The organism is Variovorax sp. 770b2, assembly GCF_900115685.1.
Taxonomy (GTDB): domain Bacteria; phylum Pseudomonadota; class Gammaproteobacteria; order Burkholderiales; family Burkholderiaceae_C; genus Variovorax.
This window is the reverse complement of sequence record NZ_FOXJ01000001.1, coordinates 2,983,696-3,007,561: the sequence shown is the minus strand read 5'-3', so window position 1 is coordinate 3,007,561 and position 23,866 is coordinate 2,983,696. Positions and strand designations below refer to the sequence as shown.

The window sequence follows — 23,866 nt, the reverse complement described above, 5'->3', positions numbered from 1 at the left end:
CCAATCGCATACAACTATTCATTCACCGCGCTGCACATGGGCCCCGGCAACCGACCCCTGGATCTCGAATGGCTGGAAGACTTCCTGGCCCTGGCCGAGACCGGCAATTTCTCGCGCGCGGCACAGGCCCGCTCCATCGCCCAGCCCGCCTTCAGCCGGCACATCCGCGCGCTGGAGGAGTGGGTGGGCGTCGACCTGTTCGACCGCAGCGCGCACCCGGTCGCGCCGACCGCGGCGGGCAAGCGCTTCCAGCCCCTGCTGCAGGAGGTGCTGGCCGGCCTGCAGGCCGCCCGCACCGAGGCCCGGCACGCGCACGACCTGGACGCGGCGAGCCTGAGCTTCGCGGCCACGCACGTGCTCTCGCTCACCTTCTTTCCGCGCTGGCTGGGCAGCGTGGAGGCGCGGCTGAGCATGGGGCCGATCCAGACCATCTCCGACAGCTCGCAGGCCTGCGAAGACCTGATGCTGCAGCGCCGCGTGCAGTTCGTGCTGTGCCACGGCCATGCCGGCGCGCCCGGCCGGCTCGACGAAGCGCAGTACCCGGTGCAGCGCCTGAGCGACGACGTGCTGGTGCCGGTCGCGGCGCCCGGTGCGGATGGCTCGCCGCAGCACGCGCTGGGCGCGGACCGCGCGCCCTCGGTGCTGGCGTACAGCGAGGCATCGGGCCTCGGGCGGATCATGCGATCGATCCAGGACAGCGAGTTCGGCAAGGACTTCGCGCCGTCCCTCCCGGTGGTCTTCACGGCGCACCATGCCGCGCTGCTGCGGACCATGGCGCTCGAAGGGCGCGGCCTGGCGTGGCTCCCGATGAGCCTGGTGGCGCAGGACCTGCGCAGCGGCGCGCTGGTCGATGCCGGCGCGGGCGGCTGGCGCGTGCCGGTGGACATCCGGCTGTACCGGCAGCTCACCCCGATGACGCCGGTGGCCGAGGCGCTGTGGGAGCTGGTCGGCGGCGCCTGAGGTGGCGCAACTAGGGGCAATGTCCTGCACGCCGCGTCGCCGGCGGCTGGCGAGTCGCGCGCCGCGCATCCGGAAACTCGGGCCTTCAACAGGAGATGCCCATGAATTCCAAAGTGCGCCCCCATGAGGAGCCCGAAATCACGCAAGAGGAGTCCGTGCCCAGTGACGGCCGGGACACCGAAGGCGAGGCGCTGATGAAAGAGGTGAAGAACCGCAAGCTCCACGACGAAGGCTCCGCGGAAGAGAAGACACCGGAGAAATCAAAGAAGGACAAGTCCTGACATCGCGGCGGCATTCCTGAATACAACCACAAGGCGCGCGACCATGGACGGCAACGCAGCCACTGTCCCTGCCGGAGCTTCTTCCGCACCCGCCACGTCGGCCACTTCGGCAACGTCGACAACCTCACTCTGGCAGCGCAGCCGCCGCTGGGTGCTGCCGCTGGTCGGCATCGCCATCCTGGGCCTCTTGCTCTCGCATGCGCACAAGGTGGACTGGGCCGGCGCCTGGCACGCGCTGCAACGCTACTCGCCCTGGCTGCTGCTCGGCGTGCTGGGCTTGGCCACCGCAAGCCATGCGCTGTACGGCTGCTTCGACCTGATCGGCCAGCGTCACACGCGCCATGCGCTGCCGCGCTGGCGCACGTGGGCGATCGCGGTCACCAGCTACGCCTTCAACCTCAATCTCGGCTCCTTGGTGGGCGGCATTGCGATGCGTGCGCGGTTGTATGCGCGCGCGGGCCTGGACGAGGCCGGCGTGGCGCAGATCGTCGGGCTCAGCCTCGCCACCAACTGGCTCGGCTATGGACTGTTGGCGGGCGGCCTGTTCGCGGCGGGCGCCATTGCGCCGCCGAGCCGCGCGCCCATCGGGCCGGGTGCGTTGCGTGCGATCGGCGTCGTGATGATTCTCCTGGCCGTGGCCTATGTCGTGGCCTGTGCCCTCTTGCGCGGACGCGAATGGCGCGTGAGGAACCGGCGGTTGAAATTTCCTAGCGCGCGGCTCGCGCTGGTGCAGTTGGCACTGTCGACCACGAACTGGGCGCTGATGGGTTCGGCGATGTACTTGCTGCTTGGCCAGCAGGTGCCTTACACGACCACGCTGGGTGTGTTGATGGCCGCATCGATCGTCGGCGTGATCACGCCGATTCCCGCGGGGCTCGGCGTGCTCGAGGCGGTGTATCTCGCGCTGCTGTCAGGCACCGTGAAGCAGGGCGCGCTGATGGGCGCGGTGCTCGCGTATCGCGCGCTCTATTACCTGTTGCCGTTGGCCGGCGGGATGGTGCTCTATGTGTTTCTGGAGCGGTATGCGATGAGCCATCCGATTGAAAATTCGCAGCCCTGATGCGGATGAAAAAAGCCCTGCGAACTCACAACTCGATGAATGCCGACGTGGCCTTGTTGAGGGCCAGCTTGCCCTTGGCTGTGATCGATTCGACCTGCGCGAGCTGGCGTATCGCACGCTCGTCCGGTGCGCGCCCGGAAGGCGGGATGAATGCGGTGACCAGGTCGGCCGCCCGCAGCACGCGCAGCCTGTCGATGTCTGCGGGCGTGTGGATCACATAGGGCAATCTCTGCTCGGAGATCACCCGAAGAAACTCCATGGACATGAGCCGTCTCCTTGTCTTGATGGCGGTCCGGACATTGTGCGCACAAACAATTAGCCGTGGCTAATCCCTGCGGCGGGCATGCCCTTTTGACACTTGTACTGAAGTTTTCACTTTGGCTGCGCGGTGCGGGCGCAACCGTTTGCCGCTGCACTGCAGCAGGCTATTTGCTGGCCTGGAGCGGCCAGGCGGTGGTGTCGGGCGCGAGGATGTGCCAGAGCACCGGATCGATGCCCTCGAAGGTCGCGCGGTAGCGATCGGAGAGCCGCCCTTCGTCGGTCACGTCGCGGATCACGATGCTGTCGATGCGCCGCGGGTTCGCGCGCCACACCTGCGCGTAGATCTCCGGATCGGCCTCGCCCGAGTCGCCCACCAGCACGAAGCGGCGCAGCGGAAATTCGGTGAGCAGCCGGTCGATCACGCCCAGCTTGTGCGCGCGCGAATCCTCGGCGCCCGGGATCAGCGTGCGCCACGTGGTGCTCTCGCGCAGGTGCATGCTGCCGGCGGGAAAGTCGTTGTCGCGAACGAAATCCGCGAGCGCCGGATAGAGCTGGATCGGGCTCGCCGAGAGGTAGTGAAAGCGCGTGTCCGGCACCTGCGCGAGCGCGCGGTAGTACGCCGCCATGCGGGGCGCCGCCTCGAAGCGCCGCGCGAAGGTGTTCAGGAGCATCTCGCGCCGGTCGCGCACCTGCGTGCGCTTGATGGTGTCGTCGATGTCCGAGATCACCGACACGCCCTCGGCGGGCACGACCAGCGCCTGGCCCCTGAAGCGGTGCAGCAGTTCGCCCGGCCCCGTCACGCCGTGGAACTGCAGCCACTGCACCGGCGCCGCGGTGCGCGGCGCATCGACCACCACGCGCAGGTTGGTGCGGCCGTTCGCGGTCGAGGCGGGCATCTTCACGCGGGTCTGCGTGCCGTCGAAGACGACGTCGATCAGCTTGCCTTCCTCGGACTCCGCGTGGAACAGCGCGGTGCGCTGGTTGAAGCGCAGCCGCGCCGTGGGCGAGAGCTTCTTGAGGTTCAGCCCGAGGTAGCGCGCCAGCGCACCGTCCAGGCCCCAGCGCCGTTCGCGCTCGAAGATCCAGGCGTGGATGTCGACCTCGATGCGGCCATCGTCGGTGGGGCGCGCCGTGCCGGGCATGAAGAGCGCTTCCTCGTCGGGCTCGAGCGGCTCGGCGGCCTGCAGCGCCTGCAGGGGCGCAAGGCCCGCGAGCAAGGCAGCGCCCATCACCACGGACCGGCGCTTCAGTTGCGGCGCGGGCGGGTGAATGGGGCTGTCGTCGCTCATGCGTGCGCGGGTGCGATGCGTTCGTAGGTCACGAAGCTGAAGGCCAGGCCGTCCTTGGTCGAGACGTGCGATTCGCGCTGCGTCTCGCGCCATGCCGCGCTGTCGAGTACGGGTGCATGCGCATCGCCTTCGTAGTCGCGCGCGATCTCGGTCACGACCGCGCGGTGTGCCAATGGCTCGGCCTCGGCGTAGATCTGCGCGCCGCCGATCACCCAGACCTCGGGCGATGGCGCCTCTGCGCAGAGCGAGAGCGCGTCGCGCAGGTTGCCCACCGGCAGCGCACCCTCGGCGCGCCAGTCGGCCTGCCGAGTGACCACGATGTTCTGCCGCCCGGGCAGCGGACGGAAGCGCGGCGGCAGCGAGTCCCAGGTCTTGCGGCCCATGATCACCGGCGCGCCGGCGGTCTGTTGCTTGAAGTGCGCCATGTCCTCGGGCAGGTGCCAGGGGATCGTGCCGTTGGCGCCGATGACGCCGTTGGCGGCGCGGGCGTAGATGAGGTTGATGCGGGGCTCGGTCATGTGGCTCACACTGCCACGGGCGCTTTGATGGGATCGCCGTGCTTGTAGTCGAGCACTTCGAAATCCTCGTACTGGTAGTCGAAGATCGAATCGGGCTTGCGCTTGATGTTCAGCACGGGATACGGGTAGGGATCGCGGCTGAGCTGCAGCTTCACCTGCTCGGCGTGGTTGCTGTAGATGTGGCAGTCGCCGCCGGTCCAGATGAAGTCGCCCACGTCCAGGTCGCACTGCTGCGCCACCATGTGCGTGAGGAGGGCGTAGCTCGCGATGTTGAAGGGCACGCCCAGGAAGATGTCGGCGCTGCGCTGGTAGAGCTGGCAGCTCAGCTTGCCGCGTTCTCCCTCGGCCTGCGGCGGCGCCACGTAGAACTGGAAGAACGCGTGGCAGGGCATCAGCGCCATCTTGGAGAGCTCGGCCACGTTCCAGGCGCTCACGATGATGCGGCGCGAATCGGGGTTGGTCTTCAGGGTCTTGATGACGTCGGAGATCTGGTCGATGTGCCCGCCATCGGGCGTGGGCCAGCTGCGCCACTGCACGCCGTACACCGGGCCCAGGTCGCCGTCTTCGCGCGCCCATTCGTCCCAGATGCTGACGCCGCGTTCCTTCAGCCAGTTGTTGTTGCTCGATCCGGTCAGGAACCAAAGCAGTTCCTGGATGATGGATTTCAGGTGCACCTTCTTCGTGGTCACCAACGGAAAGCCCTCGTTCAGGTCGAAGCGCATCTGGTGGCCGAACACGCTCTTGGTGCCGGTGCCGGTGCGGTCGCTCTTGAACACGCCGTGGGTGTCCACGTGGCGCATGAAATCTTCGTACTGGGAGCGGACGGGGCGGGTGGGCGTGGAGGTCATGGAAGAGGGGGCTCTCAGGGGCGGGTTTTCGGATTTTAAGTGCCACCGCTTAGCATGGCGTCCATGAGCCAAGACCACCCCACGGACGGCCACGCGCACGGCCACGATCATGCCCACGACCACAGCGAACTCGGCGAGATGGACCTGCGCGTGCGCGCCCTGGAAAGCGTGCTCACGCACAAGGGCTACATCGACCCCGCCGCGCTCGACGCGCTGATCGACACCTACCAGACCCGCATCGGCCCGCGCAACGGCGCTCAGGTGGTGGCGCGGGCCTGGGTCGACCAGGCGTTCCACGACTGGCTGATGGCCGATGCCACTGCGGCCATCGCCTCGCTGGGCTACACCGGCCGGCAGGGCGAGCACATGGTGGCGGTAGAGAACACCGACGAACAGCACCACATGGTCGTCTGCACCCTCTGCAGCTGCTACCCCTGGCCCGTGCTCGGCCTGCCGCCCACCTGGTACAAGAGCGCGCCTTATCGCTCCCGCGCCGTGAAGGACCCGCGCGGCGTGCTGGCCGATTTCGGCACGGCGCTGCCCGAGACCACGCGCATCCGCGTCTGGGATTCGACCGCCGAGGTGCGCTATCTGGTGATTCCGCAGCGCCCCGCGGGCACCGAGGAAATGAGCGAAGAGGAACTCGCCGCGCTGGTCTCGCGCGATTCGATGATCGGCACGCGCCTGGTGGACGCGCCTTCGACGGGGAGCGCCGCATGAGCTACGTCACGCATGCCGACCTCGGCGGCCAGCCGGGCTTCGGGCCGGTCACGCCCGAACCCGAGGGCGAACTGTTCCACGCCGATTGGGAGCCGCGCGCGCTGGCCCTCACGCTTGCGATGGGCGCGACCGGCTCCTGGAACATCGATGCGAGCCGCGCCGTGCGCGAGACGCTGCCGGACTACCGCGACCTGAGCTACTACCAGATCTGGCTCAGTGCGCTGGAGCAGCTGATGCTGCAGCGCGCGCAGGTTTTTCCCGACGAGATCGCATCCGGCGAGATGAAGCATCCGCCCGCGCCGGTCGCCCGCGTGCTGCAGGCCGCGAACGTGCCCGCGGTGCTCGCCAAGGGCTCGCCCACCGAACGCCCCGAGCCGGGCCCGGCGCGCTTCGCCGTCGGGCAGGCCGTGCGCATGCACCTGGGCAAGGTCGACCATCACACGCGGCTGCCGGGCTATGTGCAGGGCAAGCGCGGCACGATCGAGCATGTCCACGGCGCGCACGTGTTCGCCGATGCAAACGCGCAAGGGCTCGGAGAGCAGCCGCAGTGGCTCTACACCGTGGTCTTCGACGAGGCCGAGCTCTGGGGCGAGCAGGCGGCGCGACAGAACCTCTCGGTGTCGGTCGATGCGTGGGAAAGTTACCTGGAGCCCGCCGCATGAAGAACGACATGCCACCGCTGGCCGTCGCACCCGGCATGCCGCGCGATGCCGACGGCCCGGTGTTCAAGGAGCCCTGGGAAGCGCAGGCCTTCGCGATGACGCTGGCGCTGCATGAGCGCGGCCTCTTCACCTGGGTCGAATGGGCCGAGGCGCTTGCATCGGAGATCGCCGCCGCGCAAGCCGCGGGCGACCCCGACACCGGCGAGACCTACTACCGCCACTGGCTCGCCGCGCTCGAAGGCCTCGTGGCCCGCAAGGGCGCGAGTTCGGGCGACGAGCTCGCCCGCTACCGCCACGCCTGGGACCACGCGGCCGACCGCACGCCGCACGGCCAGCCGATCGAGTTGCGCGGCGAGGACTTTCCCGGCTAGACGCGGATCACGCGCCCGGGGTTGAGCGTGTTCTTCGGATCGAGCCCGCGCTTGATCGCCCGCATCATCTCCAGCGCCACCGGCGACTTGTGCTTCTCGAGCTTGTCGAGCTTGAGCGAACCGACGCCATGCTCGGCCGAGAACGAGCCGCCGAACTTCTCGACCGCGTCGTACACCAGCGTGTTGATGCGGTCTTCCTCGTTCTTCAAGAAAGCCTTGGTGTCGATGTTCTCCGGCGCCTGCACGTTGTAGTGCAGGTTGCCGTCGCCCAGGTGGCCGAAGTTCACGAGCCGCACGCCGGCGATTTCGCGCCGGAGCAGCGCATCGGTCTCGGCCACGAAGGCCGGGATGCGCGACACCGGGATCGAGATGTCGTGCTTGATGTTCAGCCCTTCCTCGGCCTGCGCGAGCGGAATGCTCTCGCGGATGTGCCAGAGCTGGTGCGCCTGCGTGAGGTTCTCGGCCACCACCGCGTCGGTCACGCAGCCGTCTTCGAAGGCGGTCTCCAGCAGCGCCTCGAAGCGGGCGCGCGCGTGGTCTTCGGATTCGCTGTCGGAGTTCTCCAGCAGCACGCAGTAGGGCACGGCTTCGTCGGCGATGAAGGGCACGCGCAGCTGCGGCATGTGCTTGTCGACCAGGCTGAGCGCAAACTTGCCCATCACCTCGAAGCCCGTGAGCCCAGAGCCCAGGTGCTTGTGCGCGAGGCCCAGCAGCGTGACCGCGTGGTCCAGCGATGGCACCGCGGCCCAGGCCGTGAGCTGCGCGGCCGGCAGCGGGTAGAGCTTCATGGTCGCCGCGGTGATGATGCCCAGCGTGCCTTCGCTGCCGATCATGAGGTCGCGCAGGTCGTAGCCCGTGTTGTCCTTGCGAAGGCCGCTCGTGCCCTCCCAGATCTCGCCCTGCGGCGTGACCACTTCCAGGCCCAGGCAGAGTTCGCGCGTGTTGCCGTAGCGCACGACCTGCGTGCCGCCCGCGTTGGTCGCGAGGTTGCCGCCGATGGTGCAGCTGCCCTCGGCCGCCAGGCTCAGCGGGAACAGGTAGCCCTCTTTTTCCGCAGCCTCCTGCAGCGTCTGCAGGATGCAGCCGGCCTCCACGGTCATCGTGAGGTTGGCCGCGTCGATGGTGCGGATCGCGTTGAGGCGCTGCAGGCTCAGCACCACCTGCGTGCCGCTGTCGTCGGGAATCGAGCCGACCGCCAGACCCGTGTTGCCGCCCTGCGGCACGATGGCCGTGCCGGCCGCGGCGCAGGCCTTGACCACGTCGGCCACCTGCTGCGCATTGGCCGGCCGCACCACCGCGAGCGACTTGCCGCGCGAGCGCTTGCGCCAGTCCTGCTCGTAGGCGGTGAGGTCGCCCTCGTCGAGCACATGCGAGGCGCCGACGATGGCGCGCAGTTGGTCGATCAATGCAACGGGGGAAGCGGAAGAAGTCATTGGGCGGAAGCCTCCAGTTGACGGGCAGCGGCGGCCTTGGCGTGGCGCAGGCGAAGGCGCACATGCCACGCGCAGGCCGCGAAGAGCACCAGGCACAGCAGCACCTCGATGAGCGCGAGCACCTGTCCCACGCCGTTGGTGTCGCTCCAGGCGCGCACCACGCCCTCGGTGAAGTAGAGCCAGATCATCAGGCTGACCCAGCGGTAGGTGTACATGCGGTTCTTGTAGAGCCCTGCGAGCGGAACGACCAGCGGCAGCACCTTCAGCGCGAGCAGCGAGCCGCCGGGCCGCAGCGGCGCGAGCCACAGCTCCCAGGCCAGGCCCAGCACGATCAGGCCGACGAGGCTGCCCACGGCAAGCCATCGGGTGGCGCGGACGGAAGAGGGCGGGAGCGGAGTGGCGGACACGGTGGGCTGCGAAAGGAGGGAGGGCACTGCGCGAAGGGCGGCGAGCGCCCCGAAAAGGGCGGATGGCATGATAGCCGCCATGAATCGCCGGCAACTCTGGAGGGATCTTTCACGCTTTCCGTGGCGCAACACCGCAGCGGTGCTGGGGGAGCGTTTCCGTGAAGACCGCCTCGGGCTGACGGCCAGCAGCCTGACCTTCACGACCACCATCGCGATGGTCCCGTTCTTCACGGTGGCGCTGGCCCTCTTCACCGTGTTCCCCATGTTCGCCAAGATGCAGGGCCGCCTGCAGCGCTGGCTCATCGAGAGCCTGATCCCCGACAACATCGCGCGCCAGGTGCTCGGCTACCTGAACCAGTTCGCGAGCAAGGCGAGCGGCCTCGGGATCGCGGGCCTGATCGTGCTGCTGATCACCGCCATCGCGCTGATCCTCACGATCGACAAGACGCTCAACAACATCTGGCGCGTGCGAACGCCGCGGCCCTTCGCGCAGCGGGTGCTGATCTACTGGGCGGCGATCACGCTCGGGCCGGTCATCCTCGCGGTGAGTTTGTCGACCACCTCCTACGTGGTCTCGGCCACGAGCGACGTGGTGGGGCGCGGCATGGTCAAGCTGTTCTTCGACACCTTCGAATTCGTGCTGCTGGCGGTGGGCATGGCCTCGCTCTACCACTATGTGCCGAACACCAATGTGCGCTGGTCGCACGCCTGGGCCGGGGGGCTCTTCGTGGCGGCGGCCATCGAGATCGCCAAGCGGGTGCTGGCCTACTACCTGAGCCTGGTGCCGACCTACTCGGTGTTGTATGGCGCGTTCGCGACCTTCCCGATCCTCCTGGTGTGGATCTACGTGGCCTGGGTGATCGTGCTGCTCGGCGCGGTCATCGCGGCCTACCTGCCGAGCCTGCTCACGGGCGTGGCGCGGCGCGGCGGCGCGGCCGGCTGGCCGCTGCAACTGGCCATGGAAACGCTGCAGCACCTGGCGCGCGCGCAGGCCACGCCGGCCAAGGGCATGGGCGCGGGCGAGCTGGTGACGCGCATGCGGGTCGATGCGCTGCAGCTCGCGCCGGTGCTCGAGACGCTGGTCGCGCTCGACTGGATCGCGCCGCTGGCCGAGGAGCCCGCCGACGAGGATCCGCGCTACGTGCTGCTGGCCGACCCCTCGACATCCATCGAGCCGCTGCTCAAGGAACTCCTGATGCCGCAGGCCGAGCCGCTCGAAGACCTCTGGCAGAAGGGCCCGCTGCGGTCGCTGCGCCTGGGCGACGTGCTGCTGATCTAAGCAGCAGCTAGATCTTCACCTTGCCCAGCCAGATGTCGCGGTACATCGCCCAGTCGCCCATGAAGGAATAGAGCGGCCGCTTGAACGAGGCGGGCTTGTTCTTCTCGAAGCCGAAGTGCCCGACCCAGGCGAAGGCATAGCCCACCAGCACCCCCGCCAGCAGCCAGAGCGGGTTGAGCGTGACCACCAGCGCCACGAGGCACAGCAGCGACAGCGTGGAGCCCGCGAAGTGCAGGCGCCGGCAGGTGCGGTTGGCGTGCTCGGTCAGGTAGAACGGGTAGAACTGCGCGAAGCTCTTGAAACGGCGCGGATCGACGGCAGATTCCGGGGCAGTCGTGGTGTTCATCGTGCGGGTCTCCTGGGCGCTGGTGCGCCTTGTGTGGGCTTTGTCCATAATAGCCACGACCTTGCGGCCGCACCACCCCGGTCCCCCTTTCACACCACCGACGCATCAGCCTTGAGCGCTCTGCCCGCCACCACCGATTCCACCGATCCGGCCAGCGATGCGCTGTGGGTCGTGTGCCTGTGCGCCGAATGGTGCGGCACCTGCCGCGACTACCGGCCGCTGTTCGAGCAGGTGGCGCGCGCGCATCCGCAGCTGCGCTTCGGCTGGGTCGACATCGAGGACCACGCCGACATCGCCGACGGGTTCGACGTGGAGACCTTCCCCACGCTCCTGGTCGCCGGTGCCGACGGCACGCGTTTCCTGGGCCCGCTGCTGCCGCATGCCGAAACGCTGTCGCGCATGCTCGGCGCCCTGCAGCCGCCGCAGCCATCGAGCCTGGACGTCGATCTGCTCCTTGCCGTGCTGAACAAGAAGCCGGCGACGTTCTCGGTTTAACCGGACCTTCCTCCCATGAACATCCTGATCTTCGGCGCCACCGGCATGGTGGGCCAGGGCGTGCTGCGCGAGTGCCTTCTGGCCCCCGACGTGGAACGCGTCGTCGCGGTCGGGCGCAATGCCACCGGGCAGCAGCACGCGAAGCTGCAGGAGCTGGTCGTGAAGGACATGTACGACTACACGGCCGTCGAGCCGCAGCTGCAGGGCTTCGACGCTTGCTTCTTCTGCCTGGGCGTGTCGTCGGTCGGCATGAAGGAAGACGACTACCGCCGCGTCACCTACGACCTCACGATGGCCGCGGCCACCGTGCTCGCGCGGCTCAACCCGGGCATGACATTCACCTACGTAACGGGCTCCGGCACCGACAGCAGCGAGCGCGGCAGCAGCATGTGGGCAAGGGTGAAGGGCGCGACCGAAAATGCCCTGCTGCGCCTGCCGTTCAAGGCGGCCTACATGTTCCGCCCCGGCATCATCCAGCCGCTGCATGGCGCGCGTTCCAAGACGCCGCTGTACCACAGCGTCTACATGGTGATCTCGCCGCTGCTGAGCCTGGCCTACCGGCTCTGGCCCGACAAGGTGACGACCTCCGAGCAGATCGGCCTGGCCATGCTGGCCGTGGCACGCGGCGGCGCGCCGAAGGTGCTGCTGGACCCGGCGGACATCAACGCGCTGCGTTGATCGATCGTCCCTCGCGACCGACCCTCGCGACCGGCCTCGCCTCTCGTTCTCCGTGCCCGCGCATGCCTTGAAACAGACCGCCTCCGGCATCTCGCGCCGGGTGCTGCTCTGCGGAGTTTCGGGCGCGGCGTTGGCGGCGCATTCAGCGGTGACGGCGCAAGAGGCCTGGCCGCAGAAGCCGATCCGCCTCGTCGTCCCCTTCGCGGCCGGCGGCGGCACGGACATCGTGGCGCGGATGATCGGCCAGGCCCTGTCGCAGCACCTCGGCCAGCCCGTCGTGATCGACAACAGGCCCGGCGCCTCCACCCTCATCGGCACCGGGATCGTGGCCCGCGCCGGGCCCGACGGCTACACGCTGCTGCTGGCGGGCTCCACCAGCTACAGCGTGAATCCGGCACTGCGCGCCGCCCGTGCCTACCGCCCGTCGCGCGACCTGGCGCCCATCGCCATCGTCGCGCGGGTGCCGCTGGTGCTGGTCGCGGGCAGCGGCACGCCGTGGCGTTCGTTGCCCGAACTGATCGATGCGGCAAAGGCGCGTCCCGGGCGCGTCCGCTACGCCACGTTCGGCAACGCATCGGGCTCGCACCTCACGGGCGAACTGTTCGCGCTGGCCGCGGGCATCCGGCTGCAGGACATCGCGTACCGGGGCAGCAGCCAGGCGCTGGTGGCGGTGATGGGCGGGGAGGTCGAGATGGGCATCGACACCGTGGCCTCGGTCGCGCCCCATGTGCGCTCTGGCAAGTTGCGCGCGCTGGGCATCGTGGGCGCCGCGCGCTCGGGCCTCCTGCCCGGCGTGCGCACGTTGGCCGAGCAGGGGCTGCCCGAGGCCAGCTTCGACGCCTGGTACGGCCTCGCCGCACCGCCGCGCACGCCCGCGCCGGTGCTCGCCACGCTGACGCGCGCCCTCGTGGAGGCGTTGGCTGGCCCTGCACTGCAGGCGCAGCTGCGCGCACAGGGCATCGAGCCGACGATGGTCGGCGCGGCCAGCTTCCTGCGGCAGGTCGAGGCGGAGATTCCGCGCTACCGCGCGCTGGCGTACCGCGCGGGCATCGTCGCGAACGAGTAGTCCGCCGGCGAGCCGGCCGGTTCAGTTCGCCTGCGTGCCGAGGAAATCGCGCAGCGCGAACAGCGTCTCGTCCGGCGCCTCGCTCATCAGCGAGTGTCCGGCATGCACCGTCACCACCTTCGCGTGGCGCGCCTTGCCGACCAGCGCCTTGGTGGCGCGCGGCGGGGTCATCTGGTCGGCATCGCCGAGCAGGAACAGCACCGGGCACTGCACCGCTTCGATCGCGGCCTCGCCGTTCGCGTAGTCGTTGCAGGCCTTGAAGCCGATGTGGAACACGTTGTGCGCGCGGTTGCTCGCCAGCACGCGGCGCATGAGCGCGCGCGAGCTGCCGTAGAGCCAGGTGCCGGGGCCCAGCGAGGAGGGCGGCGGTGCGAGCAGCGAATGCGAGAAGGTGTTGACCATCGCGATCGCGCGCTGCGGATCGTTGAGCGCGCCCTCCAGCAGTGCGGGCGACACCACCATCGGATAGGCCGTGCCGACCAGCGCCAGGTGCGTCACGCGATCGGGTGCGCGCGAGGCCGCTTCGAGCGCGATCAGCGAGCCGAAGCTGTGGCCCACCAGCGCGGCCTTCGGCACGCCGGCCGCGTCGAGCAGCGCGATGACGAACTGCGCCGCCTCCTGCACGCTCGCGGGCGGCGGGCCTTCGCTCTTGCAGTGGCCCGGCAGGTCGACCGCCAGCACGTTCCAGCCATGGTTGGCGAACCAGCGGCTCTGCAGGATCCACACGCTGTGGTCGTTGAGCACGCCGTGGATGAACACGACCGTGGGTCTGGCCGCATCGAAGGGCTTGCCGCCGGTGTAGCAGTAGGTGGTGTGGCCGTTGACGGTGTAGTGCATGTCAGGCCCCCGCCTTTTCCGCGGCCTTCAGGGCGCGCTTCAAGTCGTCGATCAGGTCGGCCGGGTCTTCCAGCCCGATCGACAGGCGAATCGTTCCCTGCGAGATGCCCGCGCCCGCCAGCGCCTCGTCGGTCATGCGGAAGTGCGTGGTGCTCGCCGGATGGATCACCAGGCTGCGGCAGTCGCCCACGTTGGCCAGGTGGCTGAAGAGCTTGAGCGCCTCGATGAAGGCCTTGCCCTGCGCGCGGCTGCCCTTGATGTCGAAGCTGAACACCGCGCCCGCGCCGCGCGCGCCGTGGCGCAGCAGCTTCTTCGCGAGCGCATGGCTCGGGTGCGATTCGATCAGCGGATGCCCCACGCGCGAGACGAACGGATGGCTCGCGAGAAACTCCACCACCTTCTGCGTGTTGTCGATGTGCCGCTCCATGCGCAGCGGCAGCGTCTCGATGCCCTGCAGGATGAGCCACGCGGTGTGCGGGCTCATCGAGGCGCCGAAGTCGCGAAGGCCTTCGCGGCGCGCGCGCAGCAGGAAGGCGCCGACGGTGCTCTCTTCGCTGAACACCATGTTGTGGAAGCCGTCGTAGGCCTCGGTGAGTTCGGCGAACCTGCCCGACTTCTCCCAGTCGAAACTGCCGCCATCCACCACGATCCCGCCGATCACCGTGCCGTGGCCCGAGAGGAACTTGGTCGCCGAGTGATAGACCAGGTCGGCGCCCCAGTCGAAGGGCTTGATGAGGTAGGGCGAGGTGAGGGTCGAGTCGACCAGCAGCGGCACGCCGGCTTCGTGCGCGATGTCGCTCACGGCCGGGATGTCGAGCACGTCCAGTCCGGGGTTGCCCACGGTCTCGCCGAAGAAGAGCTTGGTCTCGGGCCGCACCGCGGCGCGCCAGCCGTCCAGGTCGCCGGGCTTCACGAACGTGGTCGCTATGCCGAAGCGGCGCATGGTGTAGTGCAGCAGGTTCTGCGAGCCGCCGTAGAGCGCCGTGCTCGCCACGATGTGCGAGCCCGCGCCCATCAGCGTGGCGATCGACAGGTGCAGCGCCGCCTGTCCGCTCGCGGTGGCGATGGCGCCGATGCCGCCTTCCAGCGCCGACACCCGCTGCTCCAGCACCGCGTTGGTCGGGTTGCTGATGCGCGAATACACGTGGCCCGCGCGCTCCAGGTTGAACAGCGCGGCCGCATGGTCGCTGGACTCGAAGACGAAGGAGGTGGTCAGGTGGATCGGCACCGCCCGTGCGCCGGTGGCGGGGTCGGGCGAGGCGCCGGCGTGCAGCGCGAGGGTGTCGAAACCGGGGTCGGAATAGCCGGGCATGAGGGCCTTTCTGTTGTCTCTTCGCAATGCCCCGTTACGTCTGCAAAGCATGCGTGGGCGACAGGGGCGTTCAGGTCGGCGTCGATTGTGGGCTATATTCAAATCGGCACACCGCCCAGCAAGAGAGTTCGAGAGTCCGAGAGGAGCACACGATGAAAGTCAGCGACATCCTTCGCGTCAAGGGCAACACGCTCTTCACCATCACGCCAGACGACCTGCTGGCAGAGGCCGCCACCACGATGGCGGAAAAGGACATCGGCTCCCTGGTGGTCATGGAGCATGGCGACCTGGTGGGCATGCTCACCTTCCGGGAAGTGATCGTGGCCATCGTGGGCAACGGCGGCGAGGTGGGGACCACGCTGGTGCGCAAGGCCATGGACGACGCCCCCGTCACCTGCACGCTGGAAACCGACCTGGACGAAATCCGCCGCATCATGCTGGAGCGCCACGCGCGCTACATGCCCGTGATGGACAAGCGCATGCTGATGGGCGTGATCAGCTTCTACGACGTGGCCAAGGCCGTGGTGGACAGCCAGAACTTCGAGAACAAGATGCTCAAGGCCTACATCCGCGACTGGCCGGCCGAAGACGAAAAGACCGGTTGAGCCCCGCGTTCAGGGCAGCCGCGCGATCTGCGCGCGCAGCAGCGCGTAGAAGCCTTCGGTGTCGGCCTCGCTGATCCACAGCGCATTGGGCGCGCGGCGGTTGTAGCCGCGAAAGTCGACCACCGTGGCGCCGGTCGTGAACTCCCCCTTCGTCTCCACGTCCACGCTCACCTTCGCGCCCTTGAAGAGCTCGGGCGCGAGCAGATAGGCGATGACGCACGGGTCGTAGATCGGGCCGGCCGCCACGCCGCGGCGGCGCACACCGTAGGCCACCATCGAATCGAAAATGTCCGCCACCACCTTGCCGGCGTTGTTGCCCATGGCGCGGAAGGGCACGATGCGCTCGGGCGTGAGCAGCACGCGGCGCGCCGCGTCGTGCGACATGGCCGTCACCGGCACGCCGCTGCGGAACACGATCGAAGCCGCTTCCGGGTCGGCATAGACATTGAAGGTGGCCGCGGGCGTGATGTTGCCGCCCACGCCCCAGGAGCCGTCCATCACCACGATCTCGGCAATCGCCGGCTTGATGTCGGGCGCCGAATTGAGCGCAGCCGCAAAGTTGGTGAGCGGGCCGAGGCCCACGAGCGTGATGCTCCTGGGCGCCGCGGCGCGCAGTGTCTCGACGAGGTATTGCACCGCATGCGTGGGCATGAGCGGTCCGCGGGGCTCGTGCAGCGCCGGGCCTTCCATGCCGGTCTTGCCGTGCACGTCGTCCGCGAAGATGGGCTCGCGCACCAGCGGGCGCGGGTAGCCCGCATAGACCGGAATCTCCGGCCGGTTGGCCCAGTCGCGCACGATGCGCGCGTTCTTCTCGGTCACGGCGAGCGGCAGGTTGCCAACGCTCACGGTCAGCGCCTTGATGTCGAGCCGATCGGTGGCGGCCATCGCCATCAGCAGCGCGATGGCGTCGTCCTGGCCCGGGTCGGTGTCGATGATGACCTGGCGCTTGCCAGACACGGGCGGCAGCCGCGTGGCCGGTGTGCCCGCCAGGGCCTGCGCCAGCGCAGCGGGCGAGTTGGCTTGCGCGAAGGCTGCGCCGGCAAGGCTGGCGGCGGCGGCAACGAGTGCGCGGCGGGTCAGCAAGGTCTTGGTCATCGGCACGCGCTCACTCCTTGATGTTGGCGGTCTGCACGATCTTCTGGTTGCGCGCGTATTCGGCCTGCACGAATTTGCCGAACGATTCCGGCGTGCCGCTGCCCGGCAACGCACCTTGTTCCATCAGCTTGTTGCGCACCCCTTCTTCCTGCAGCACCGCGTTGAGTTCCTGGTTGATGTGCGCCACCACGGCCGGCGGCGTTTTCGCGGGCGCGAAGATGCCGGTCCAGCTCACCATGTCGTAGCCCTTCAGGCCCGGCATCTCGTCGAAGGTGGGCACGCCGGGCAGCGCGGCCAGGCGCTTGTTGCCGGTGATGCCCAGCGCCTTCAGGCGCTTGCCGTTCACATGCGGAATGGCGCTGGTGCTCACCAGCATCGCCAGGTCGACCTGGTTGCCGATCACGTCGGTGGCGATCTGCGCGCCGCCGCGATACGGCACGTGCGTGACGAAGATGCCGCTGCGCTCCTTGAGCAGTTCCATCGCCAGCTGCAGCACGGTGCCCACGCCCGACGTCGCGTAGTTGTACTGGCCCGGCTTGGCCTTGGCGAGCTTCACGAAATCGGCGAAGGTCTGCGCCTCCAGGCCGGGCCGCGCGACCAGCACCATCGGCGCGGTGTTGAGCAGGCCCACCGGTGCCAGGTCTTTCAGCGGATCGAAGCGGAAGGCCGTCGGGTTCACCAGCTTGCCGATGGCAATGGCGCTGTCCGGTCCGACCACCAGCGTGTAGCCGTCGGGCGTCGCGTTGACGGCCTTGGCCACGCCGATGGCACCGCCCGCGCCGCTCACGTTGTCGATGACGACCGACTGCTTGAGCCGCTCGCCGAGCCGCTGCGCGACGAGGCGGGCGTTGACGTCCACGCTGCCGCCGGCCGTGTAGGGAACGATCAGCGTGATGGGCTTGGCGGTGGGCCACGCCTGCGCGAAGGCCGCAACAGGGAGGGCGCAAAGTGCGGCGGCAAGAAGCAGGCGGCGGGGCGTGTGCATGGCGTGGGTCAATCGTGGTTGGAGGGAGTGGGTTCTGTGTCGATGCGGGCGCGCAGCGTGTCGAACGCCTCGCTCCATTGCGTGCGCCATTCGCGGCGCTGCGTGTCGTCGATCCATGCGCCGTCCAGGCCGTTGTGCATGAAGCCGCGCAGGTCGTCCAGGCCGAAGCCGAAGTCGCGCGCCATCATCAGCCACGCGCCGGTGGGCGTGACCTTGTGCAGCGTCGGGTCGTCGGTGTTGGGGTGGATGCGCAGGCCGAGGCCTGGCATGCGGCGGATGGGGTGGTCCAGGGCCCAGCGCTCGGGCGGCAGCGTGCGCAGGTAGTACGAGTTGGTCGGCACCACGGTGAAGAGCACGCCGCGCTCGGCGCACTGGCGCGCGAAGTCGGGCTGGTCGACCACCGTGTAGCCGTGGTCGATGCGATCGACCTGCAGCACGTCGAGCGCGGTGCGCACATTGGTCCAGGGCATGCCGAATTCGCCGGCGTGCGCGGTGGTCTTCAGGCCCGCCTTCCTCGCCGCGGCATAGGCCTCCGTGAAGAGCTCGGGCGGCCGGTCGACCTCGCGGTAGTCGATGCCGATGCCGATCACTTCGTCGCAGCGGTGCGCCTTGACCCACTCGACCATCTCCACCGCCGCCTCCGGGCTCGCCTCGCGGTCGATGGCGGCGATGAGCCGGCCGGTGATGCCGAACTCCTGCTGCGCATCCTGTACCGCGCGCACGATCGCGGCCTGCGCCATCGCGTACGCAATGCCCGAGCCGTGCACCGTGCCGGTCGGGTTCCAGAAGAACTCGGCGTAGCGCACGTTGTGCGAGGCCGCGTCCTGCAGGTATTCGAGCGTGAGCTGGTAGAGGTCACCCGGGCCGCGCACCAGTTGCGCGTCGAGCGCGCGCAGCACCCGCAGCACGCCGACCGGTTTTTCTCCGCGCGTGTAGAAGCCCTCGATCTCGTCGGCCGCCAGCGGCGCGCCGGCGCGCAGGTTCAGCTGCTTGAAGGTCTCGTGGCGCACGGTGCCGAACAGGTGGCAGTGCAACTCGACCTTCGGGATGGCTCGCAGGAACGATTCGAGCGTCAAAAGCGGCGAGCGTGGCGGCGAGTGTGGCGGCGAGTGCGGGCTGGTCATGTTGACCAGTCTAGGGAGCCGAAGCTCATAAGGAAAATTTTGAATTTCTATAATTTGATTCGCCGGATCAATAACCACCGGCGACCGGAGATGCCATGGCCACCTTGCCCCTGCGTGCGCTCACGCTGCGCCAGCTGCAGTTCTTCTCGGTGCTGGTGGAGGAGGGCCAGTTCGGCCGCGCGGCGCGGCGCCTGTCCATCACGCAGCCCGCGTTGAGCAATGCGATCAAGCAGATGGAAAAGCTGCTCGGCGCGGAGCTCCTCACCCGCTCCACCCACCGCCTGGAACTCACGCCCGTGGGCGCCGAGGTGCTCGCGCGCACCGACTTCCTGGTCAACACCTTCGAGGTGGCGCTGCGCGACATCGAAAGCACCGTGCAGCGCGGCCGCGCCTTCGTGCGCATGGGCGTGATCCCCTCGGCCAGCGCGCGCGTCGCCGCGGTCGTGAGCGAATTCCTCGGGCAGGGCGGCCAGCGCGAGGTCGAGCTGGCCTGGCGCGACGCACCCTCGACCACCCTCTTGGCCGAGCTGCGCAGCGGCCAGCTGGACATGGCGGTGGCCGCCATCACCGAGCCGCCGAACGGCCTCATCTGCATCGACCTCTTCCGCGATCCGCTGGTGCTGGTGGTGCGCCGCGACCATCCGCTGGCCGCGGCCGGCGATGCGAACTGGGAGGCCATTGGCAAGGAACGGCTGGTGCTGTTCGAGAGCGGCAGCATGCCGGCGCTGGGCAACCCGGCGCGCGCGCAGTTCGCGCAGGGCGCGGAGCCCTACCGGGTGAGCTATTCCGAGACGCTCTACGCGCTGGTGCGCAGCGGCCAGGCGCTGGGGCTGATGCCGCGCCTGTACACCTCGTCGCTGCGCGATCCCGAACTGGTGGTGCTGCCGCTGCTCAAGCCGCGCATCGAGCGCCGCGTGGTGCTGGCCTACCTGCCGGGGCCGATGCGCAATGTGGTGGCGCAGGAGCTGATCGCGTTCCTGCGCGACAAGCTGCCGCAGGCCGGAGAACCGACATTGCGCCGCATGACGAAGGGCACGCGCGGTCGGCGCTGATCCCGACAGCGGATCAGTGCAGTTCCGCCGCCGCGTGGATCGTCTCGCGCACCCGCGGATAGATCTGCGCGTTCCACTTGCTGCCGCTGAACACCCCGTAGTGCCCGACGCCCGCCTGCAGGTGGTGCGTCTTCAGGTACGGCCGGATGCCGGTGCACAGGTCCTGCGCGGCCACGGTCTGGCCGACCGCGCAGATGTCGTCGCGCTCGCCTTCGACCGTGAGCAGCGCGGTGCGGCGGATGGCCGCGGGGTTCACCGTGCGGTCGCCCACGGTGAGCACGCCGCGCGGCAGGTCGTAGGTCTGGAACACGCGCTCCACGGTCTCCAGGTAGAACTCGGCCGGCAGGTCGTTCACCGCGAGGTACTCGTCGTAGAAGGTGCCGATGGTGCGGGCCTTCTCGATGTCGCCTTCCACCAGGTGCTGGAACATGTCCTGGAACTGCTTCTTGTGGCGCTCGGGGTTCATGCTCATGAAGGCCGAGAGCTGCAGAAAGCCCGGGTACACGCGCCGCATCGCGCCCGCATGCGGCCACGGCACGTGGCTGATGAGGTTGCGGCGGAACCACTCGATGGGCTTGCTCGTGGCGAGCACGTTCACGCCGGTCGGGTTGATGCGGCAATCGACCGGGCCCGCCATCAGCGTGAGGCTGCGCGGCGTGGCGGGGTTGTCGTCTTCCGCCATGAGCGCGGTGGCCGCCAGCGCGGCCACGCAGGGCTGGCAGACGGCGACCATGTGCCCGCCCGGGCCGATGGCCTCGAGGAACCTGATGAGCTGCAGCGTGTAGTCGTCCAGGCTGAAGCCGCCGTGCCACAGCGGGACGTCGCGCGCGTTGTGCCAGTCGGTCAGGTAGACGTCGTGGTCGCGCAGCAGGGTGCGCACGGTTTCGCGCAGCAGCGTCGCGAAATGGCCCGACAGTGGTGCAACCAGCAGCACGGGCGGGTGCACGGCCTGGATGTCCTTGCGGAAGTGCAACAGCGTTCCGAAAGGCGAGACCAGGGTTTTCTCTTCGTGGACAAGCACTTCCTTGCCATCGACCGTCACGGTGTCGATGTTGTAGGCGGGCCGCGAGTGGGTCAGCCGCATGCGCGAGAACACCTCGAACTGGGCGGCCAGGCGCCGCATCATGGTGCGGTCGGTGCCGTCTTTCCAGAGGGCCTTGCCCCAGTACTGCGCCGCGAGCCGGGAGGGCGAGAAAAGGTCGGCTTGGTTCTGGTAGGCCCGGTACAGCATGCCCTGGGTGCAGGCAAGTTGCGGGCCAACCGGGTGGCATGGGGCTTGCACGCAAGGCATGCAACGTCAAGGAGCTTCCCGATGGCCAAACCCGTTCTCACCATCAGCAGCAAGAACTACGGTGCGTGGTCGTTGCGCGGCTGGCTGATGTGCAGGCTGGCCGGGCTGGACTTCAGCGAGAAGATCATTCCGCCCGACGATCCGGCCATGAAGGCCGAGATGCTGCTGCTCTCGTCGTCGATGCTGGTGCCCTCGCTGCAGAACGGCGGCGTGAAGGTGTGGGACACACTGGCCATCGGCGAATACCTCAACGAGATCAAGCCCAAGGCCGGCCTCCTCCCAGCCGACGCGGCGGCCCGCGCGCACTGCCGCGCGATCTGCGGCGAGATGCATTCGGGCTTCGCATCGATGCGCGGCGCGCTGCCGATGAACATCAAGGCCCACTTCAAGAACTTCAAGGTGTGGTCGCGCGCGCAGGCGGACATCGACCGCATCGTGGCCATCTGGCACGAGTGCCTCAAGGCCTACGGCGGGCCGTTCCTGTTCGGCAAGCAGCCGGGCATCGCCGATGCGATGTATGCCCCGGTGGTCACGCGCTTCCTCAGCTACGACGTGGCGCTCGACAGCACCTGCGCGGCCTATTGCAAGCGCGTGATGGAACTGCCGGCGATGAAGGAGTGGGTCGCTGCCGCCAAGCAGGAGCCCGAGGAGATCGACGAGCTGGACGCGGAGTTCTAGAAGAAGCGCTGGCAGTCAAGGCCGAGGGTCTGGCGAAAGCATCGGCGATGCCGTGAGGCCTGCCGGCGGCCGGGCGCCCGTGCCGCAAAGGCCGCCCCGCAGGGCCGCCCTTGGCACAGCCGCAGCCCGCGCACCGGCTTTCGCCGGGTCCGGGTATTCCTACATTCATTCACGTTCCTTCCGACAGACGTCCGCCCGCGTGCGCGCAGAGTGAAAGCTCCGACAAAGGAGCGAAGGCATGACATTTGGCGATCGCGCACAGGCCGGCCAGCAGTTGGCGCAGGTGCTCTTCGAGCATGGCGGGTTCGCGGACGCCCTGGTGCTGGCGCTGCCGCGCGGCGGGGTGCCGGTGGCCTTCGAGGCGGCCAGGCGCCTTGCCCTGGCGCTCGATGTGCAGGTGGTGCGCAAGCTCGGCGTGCCGGGGCACGGCGAATACGCCTTCGGCGCGATCGCGAGCGGCGGCGTGACGGTGATCGACGATGGCCTCGTGCGGCTGCTGGGCCTGAGCCCGGCAGAGATCGAGGCCGTGGCGCGCACCGAGCGCTCGGAACTGCAGCGGCGCGAGCGCGCCTACCGCGGCGGCCGCCCCGCGCACGATGTTCGCGGGCGCAAGGTGCTGCTGGTCGACGACGGGCTGGCCACCGGCGCGACCATGCGGGCCGCCGTTCGCGCGGTGAGGGCGCGGCATGCCGCCGCGGTGATCGCGGCGGCGCCCGTTGTCTCGCCCGAGGCGTTGGCTTCGCTGCGGGGCGAGGCCGACGAGGTGCTGTGGGTGCAATGCCCCGATCCCTTCGTGGCGGTGGGCGCGTGGTACGACGATTTCTCGCAGACCACCGACCCAGAGGTGTGCCGCCTGCTGGCCGCGGCCCGCGAGTTCGCGCCCGAAGCGCACGCCATGCCATGACCCTTCGCGCGGACATCCAGGCACTTCGCGCGGCTGCGCTGCCGCTCTCGCAGGGCGACGACCACGCGGCCTTGCTCGGCCTCGTCGGCGATGCGCGCATCGTGCTGCTGGGCGAGGCTTCTCACGGCACGCACGAGTTCTATCGCGAGCGTGCCCGCATCACGCAGCGCCTGATCGCCGAGCGCGGCTTTCGCGCGGTGGCCGTTGAGGGCGACTGGCCCGACGCCTACCGCGTCGACCGTTACGTCCGCGGAAAAAGCGCCGACGCCTCGGCGCCCGAGGCGCTCGCGGGCTTTCGCCGGTTCCCGACCTGGATGTGGCGCAACACCGACGTGGCCGGTTTCTCCGACTGGCTTCGCGCCGCCAATGCCGGCCGCGCGGACGCGTTGCAGTGCGGCTTCTACGGGCTGGACATGTACAGCCTGCACGCTTCCATCGAGAAGGTGCTGGCGTATCTCGCACGCGAGCACCCGGCGCTGGCAGCGCTCGCGCGCGAACGCTACGCCTGCTTCGACCGCTTCGGCCAGGACAGCCAGGTCTACGGAATGATGACCGGCCTGCGCGGCGCCGAAGACTGCGAGGAGGCGGTCGTTGCGATGCTGGTGGACCTGCGCGCGAACCTCGGCGAGGCGGAGGCCGCCTTCGACGCCGAACAGAATGCGCGCCTCGTGCGCAACGCGGAGTCGTACTACCGCCGCATGTACATGCGCAATGTCTCCAGCTGGAACCTGCGCGATACGCACATGGCCGAGACGCTCCAGGCGCTGGAGCGGCACCTCGCCCGCGATGGCGCCGCGGCGAAGGTCGTCGTCTGGGCGCACAACTCCCACGTCGGCGACGCGCGTGCCACCGAGATGGGACGGCACCGCGGTGAATTGAATCTGGGGCAACTGGTGCGTGAACGGCTTGGCGACGATGCCTTCCTGGTCGGCTTCACGACGCACGCCGGCACGGTCACGGCCGCCTCCGACTGGGACGCGGAGGTCGAACACAAGCGCGTGCGGCCCTCGTTGCCGGGGAGCGTGGAGCGCCTGTTGCACGACACCGGCATCGGGCGCTTCGTGCTGCCGCTTCGCGGCGACGGCGCTCACGTGCAGGTGCTGCGCGAGACCCTGCTGGAGCGCGCCATCGGCGTGATCTACCGGCCCGAGACCGAGCGGCAGAGCCATTACTTCGATGCCGAGCCCGCGCGCCAGTTCGATGCGCTGGTTCATCTGGACGAGACCCACGCCGTGCGCCCGCTGGACCGGCACGCCGCATGGCACGCCGCCGCCGACGCGCCCGAAACCTATCCCTTTGGAACCTGAAC

28 protein-coding genes are annotated in these 23,866 nt (G+C 68.8%); 15 read left to right on the top strand and 13 right to left on the bottom strand.

Going from position 1 to position 23,866, the window contains the following annotated elements:
• Positions 1-36: 36 nt before the first annotated feature.
• From BM133_RS13940 to BM133_RS13930, 3 genes are all read left to right on the top strand, one after another.
• Positions 37-960, top strand: coding sequence for a LysR family transcriptional regulator (locus BM133_RS13940; RefSeq protein WP_093434463.1), 924 nt, complete (start codon positions 37-39; stop codon positions 958-960).
• A gap of 101 nt (positions 961-1,061) precedes the next feature.
• Positions 1,062-1,241 (top strand): hypothetical protein, encoded by a 180-nt coding sequence (locus BM133_RS13935; RefSeq protein ID WP_256219170.1) that lies wholly within the window; start codon positions 1,062-1,064, stop codon positions 1,239-1,241.
• A 43-nt stretch (positions 1,242-1,284) separates the two neighbouring features.
• A complete protein-coding gene (locus tag BM133_RS13930) occupies positions 1,285-2,301 on the top strand; it encodes a lysylphosphatidylglycerol synthase domain-containing protein (RefSeq protein ID WP_093434460.1) in 1,017 nt (338 codons plus the stop codon).
• A 25-nt stretch (positions 2,302-2,326) separates the two neighbouring features.
• On the opposite strand, the gene BM133_RS13925 is transcribed toward BM133_RS13930, so the two are convergent.
• The 4 genes from BM133_RS13925 to BM133_RS13910 form a co-directional block, all read right to left on the bottom strand.
• Positions 2,327-2,566 carry a hypothetical protein gene (locus BM133_RS13925; RefSeq protein ID WP_093434458.1) on the bottom strand — a complete coding sequence of 80 codons (240 nt, stop codon included), beginning with the start codon at positions 2,564-2,566 and terminating at the stop codon, positions 2,327-2,329.
• A 160-nt stretch (positions 2,567-2,726) separates the two neighbouring features.
• On the bottom strand, positions 2,727-3,851 hold the full coding sequence (locus BM133_RS13920; RefSeq protein WP_093434457.1) for a phosphatidate phosphatase App1 family protein: 1,125 nt from the start codon (positions 3,849-3,851) through the stop codon (positions 2,727-2,729).
• Entirely contained in the window at positions 3,848-4,369 is a 522-nt protein-coding gene (locus tag BM133_RS13915) for a dihydrofolate reductase (RefSeq protein ID WP_177224798.1), read from the bottom strand. Before BM133_RS13915 ends, BM133_RS13920 begins: the two co-directional genes overlap by 4 nt.
• 5 nt (positions 4,370-4,374) lie before the next feature.
• Entirely contained in the window at positions 4,375-5,217 is an 843-nt protein-coding gene (locus BM133_RS13910) for a thymidylate synthase (protein ID WP_093434454.1), read from the bottom strand.
• 63 nt (positions 5,218-5,280) lie between these two features.
• Here BM133_RS13910 and nthA point away from each other — a divergent pair, with 63 nt between their 5' ends.
• Genes nthA through BM133_RS13895 form a run of 3 tightly spaced genes read left to right on the top strand, consistent with a single transcriptional unit; the run spans position 5,281 to position 6,970 of the window.
• Complete coding sequence (nthA, locus tag BM133_RS13905; RefSeq protein WP_093434452.1) at positions 5,281-5,937, top strand: nitrile hydratase subunit alpha; 657 nt, start codon at positions 5,281-5,283, stop codon at positions 5,935-5,937.
• Positions 5,934-6,599 carry a nitrile hydratase subunit beta gene (gene nthB, locus BM133_RS13900; RefSeq protein WP_093434451.1) on the top strand — a complete coding sequence of 222 codons (666 nt, stop codon included), beginning with the start codon at positions 5,934-5,936 and terminating at the stop codon, positions 6,597-6,599. The genes nthA and nthB overlap by 4 nt, the downstream gene beginning before the upstream one ends.
• On the top strand, positions 6,596-6,970 hold the full coding sequence (locus BM133_RS13895) for a nitrile hydratase accessory protein (protein WP_093434449.1): 375 nt from the start codon (positions 6,596-6,598) through the stop codon (positions 6,968-6,970). Before nthB ends, BM133_RS13895 begins: the two co-directional genes overlap by 4 nt.
• Here the strand turns inward: BM133_RS13895 and BM133_RS13890 are convergent.
• Entirely contained in the window at positions 6,967-8,403 is a 1,437-nt protein-coding gene (locus BM133_RS13890; RefSeq protein ID WP_093434448.1) for an FAD-binding oxidoreductase, read from the bottom strand. The two genes, BM133_RS13895 and BM133_RS13890, sit on opposite strands and share 4 nt — an antisense overlap.
• Positions 8,400-8,810 (bottom strand): DUF2069 domain-containing protein, encoded by a 411-nt coding sequence (locus BM133_RS13885; RefSeq protein WP_093435338.1) that lies wholly within the window; start codon positions 8,808-8,810, stop codon positions 8,400-8,402. Before BM133_RS13885 ends, BM133_RS13890 begins: the two co-directional genes overlap by 4 nt.
• Positions 8,811-8,877: 67 nt before the next feature.
• On the opposite strand from BM133_RS13885, the gene BM133_RS13880 reads away from it, so the two are divergent.
• The gene (locus BM133_RS13880) at positions 8,878-10,089 is read left to right on the top strand and encodes a YihY family inner membrane protein (protein ID WP_093434446.1); all 1,212 of its coding nucleotides are present in this window, start codon (positions 8,878-8,880) and stop codon (positions 10,087-10,089) included.
• A gap of 7 nt (positions 10,090-10,096) precedes the next feature.
• On the opposite strand, the gene BM133_RS13875 is transcribed toward BM133_RS13880, so the two are convergent.
• Positions 10,097-10,435, bottom strand: coding sequence for an Mpo1-like protein (locus BM133_RS13875; RefSeq protein ID WP_093435337.1), 339 nt, complete (start codon positions 10,433-10,435; stop codon positions 10,097-10,099).
• A 111-nt stretch (positions 10,436-10,546) separates the two neighbouring features.
• Between BM133_RS13875 and BM133_RS13870 the strand changes: the two genes are divergently transcribed.
• The 3 genes from BM133_RS13870 to BM133_RS13860 all read left to right on the top strand — a co-directional run bounded on the left by BM133_RS13870 (position 10,547) and on the right by BM133_RS13860 (position 12,674).
• On the top strand, positions 10,547-10,930 hold the full coding sequence (locus BM133_RS13870; RefSeq protein ID WP_093434445.1) for a thioredoxin family protein: 384 nt from the start codon (positions 10,547-10,549) through the stop codon (positions 10,928-10,930).
• Between the two features lie 15 nt (positions 10,931-10,945).
• Positions 10,946-11,608, top strand: a complete 663-nt coding sequence (locus BM133_RS13865) for an NAD-dependent epimerase/dehydratase family protein (protein ID WP_093434444.1) — start codon at positions 10,946-10,948, stop codon at positions 11,606-11,608.
• 67 nt (positions 11,609-11,675) lie between these two features.
• Positions 11,676-12,674: a Bug family tripartite tricarboxylate transporter substrate binding protein gene (locus BM133_RS13860; protein WP_256219169.1), complete on the top strand. Its 999-nt coding sequence runs from the start codon at positions 11,676-11,678 to the stop codon at positions 12,672-12,674.
• A 21-nt stretch (positions 12,675-12,695) separates the two neighbouring features.
• Here the strand turns inward: BM133_RS13860 and BM133_RS13855 are convergent, their stop codons facing one another.
• Positions 12,696-13,511, bottom strand: a complete 816-nt coding sequence (locus BM133_RS13855) for an alpha/beta fold hydrolase (protein WP_093434441.1) — start codon at positions 13,509-13,511, stop codon at positions 12,696-12,698.
• Between the two features lies 1 nt (position 13,512).
• On the bottom strand, positions 13,513-14,823 hold the full coding sequence (locus BM133_RS13850) for an O-acetylhomoserine aminocarboxypropyltransferase (protein ID WP_093434439.1): 1,311 nt from the start codon (positions 14,821-14,823) through the stop codon (positions 13,513-13,515).
• 152 nt (positions 14,824-14,975) lie between these two features.
• Here BM133_RS13850 and BM133_RS13845 point away from each other — a divergent pair, with 152 nt between their 5' ends.
• Positions 14,976-15,428, top strand: coding sequence for a CBS domain-containing protein (locus BM133_RS13845; protein ID WP_093434438.1), 453 nt, complete (start codon positions 14,976-14,978; stop codon positions 15,426-15,428).
• A gap of 9 nt (positions 15,429-15,437) precedes the next feature.
• On the opposite strand, the gene BM133_RS13840 is transcribed toward BM133_RS13845, so the two are convergent.
• The 3 genes from BM133_RS13840 to BM133_RS13830 are packed head-to-tail and all read right to left on the bottom strand — an operon-like array spanning position 15,438 to position 18,632.
• Positions 15,438-16,523: a nucleoside hydrolase gene (locus tag BM133_RS13840; protein ID WP_093434436.1), complete on the bottom strand. Its 1,086-nt coding sequence runs from the start codon at positions 16,521-16,523 to the stop codon at positions 15,438-15,440.
• Positions 16,524-16,533: 10 nt separating this feature from the next.
• Positions 16,534-17,508 (bottom strand): Bug family tripartite tricarboxylate transporter substrate binding protein, encoded by a 975-nt coding sequence (locus tag BM133_RS13835; RefSeq protein WP_093435335.1) that lies wholly within the window; start codon positions 17,506-17,508, stop codon positions 16,534-16,536.
• Between the two features lie 8 nt (positions 17,509-17,516).
• Entirely contained in the window at positions 17,517-18,632 is a 1,116-nt protein-coding gene (locus BM133_RS13830; protein WP_177224797.1) for an adenosine deaminase family protein, read from the bottom strand.
• Between the two features lie 95 nt (positions 18,633-18,727).
• Between BM133_RS13830 and BM133_RS13825 the strand changes: the two genes are divergently transcribed.
• Positions 18,728-19,684: a LysR family transcriptional regulator gene (locus BM133_RS13825; RefSeq protein ID WP_093434435.1), complete on the top strand. Its 957-nt coding sequence runs from the start codon at positions 18,728-18,730 to the stop codon at positions 19,682-19,684.
• A 13-nt stretch (positions 19,685-19,697) separates the two neighbouring features.
• On the opposite strand, the gene BM133_RS13820 is transcribed toward BM133_RS13825, so the two are convergent.
• Positions 19,698-20,915 (bottom strand): polyhydroxyalkanoate depolymerase, encoded by a 1,218-nt coding sequence (locus tag BM133_RS13820; protein ID WP_093434433.1) that lies wholly within the window; start codon positions 20,913-20,915, stop codon positions 19,698-19,700.
• Positions 20,916-20,996: 81 nt separating this feature from the next.
• On the opposite strand from BM133_RS13820, the gene BM133_RS13815 reads away from it, so the two are divergent.
• The 3 genes from BM133_RS13815 (at position 20,997) to BM133_RS13805 (ending at position 23,864) form a co-directional block, all read left to right on the top strand.
• Positions 20,997-21,653, top strand: a complete 657-nt coding sequence (locus tag BM133_RS13815; protein ID WP_093434432.1) for a glutathione S-transferase — start codon at positions 20,997-20,999, stop codon at positions 21,651-21,653.
• 238 nt (positions 21,654-21,891) lie between these two features.
• Entirely contained in the window at positions 21,892-22,557 is a 666-nt protein-coding gene (locus tag BM133_RS13810; RefSeq protein WP_093434430.1) for a phosphoribosyltransferase, read from the top strand.
• On the top strand, positions 22,554-23,864 hold the full coding sequence (locus tag BM133_RS13805) for an erythromycin esterase family protein (RefSeq protein ID WP_093434429.1): 1,311 nt from the start codon (positions 22,554-22,556) through the stop codon (positions 23,862-23,864). Before BM133_RS13810 ends, BM133_RS13805 begins: the two co-directional genes overlap by 4 nt.
• Positions 23,865-23,866: the final 2 nt, after the last annotated feature.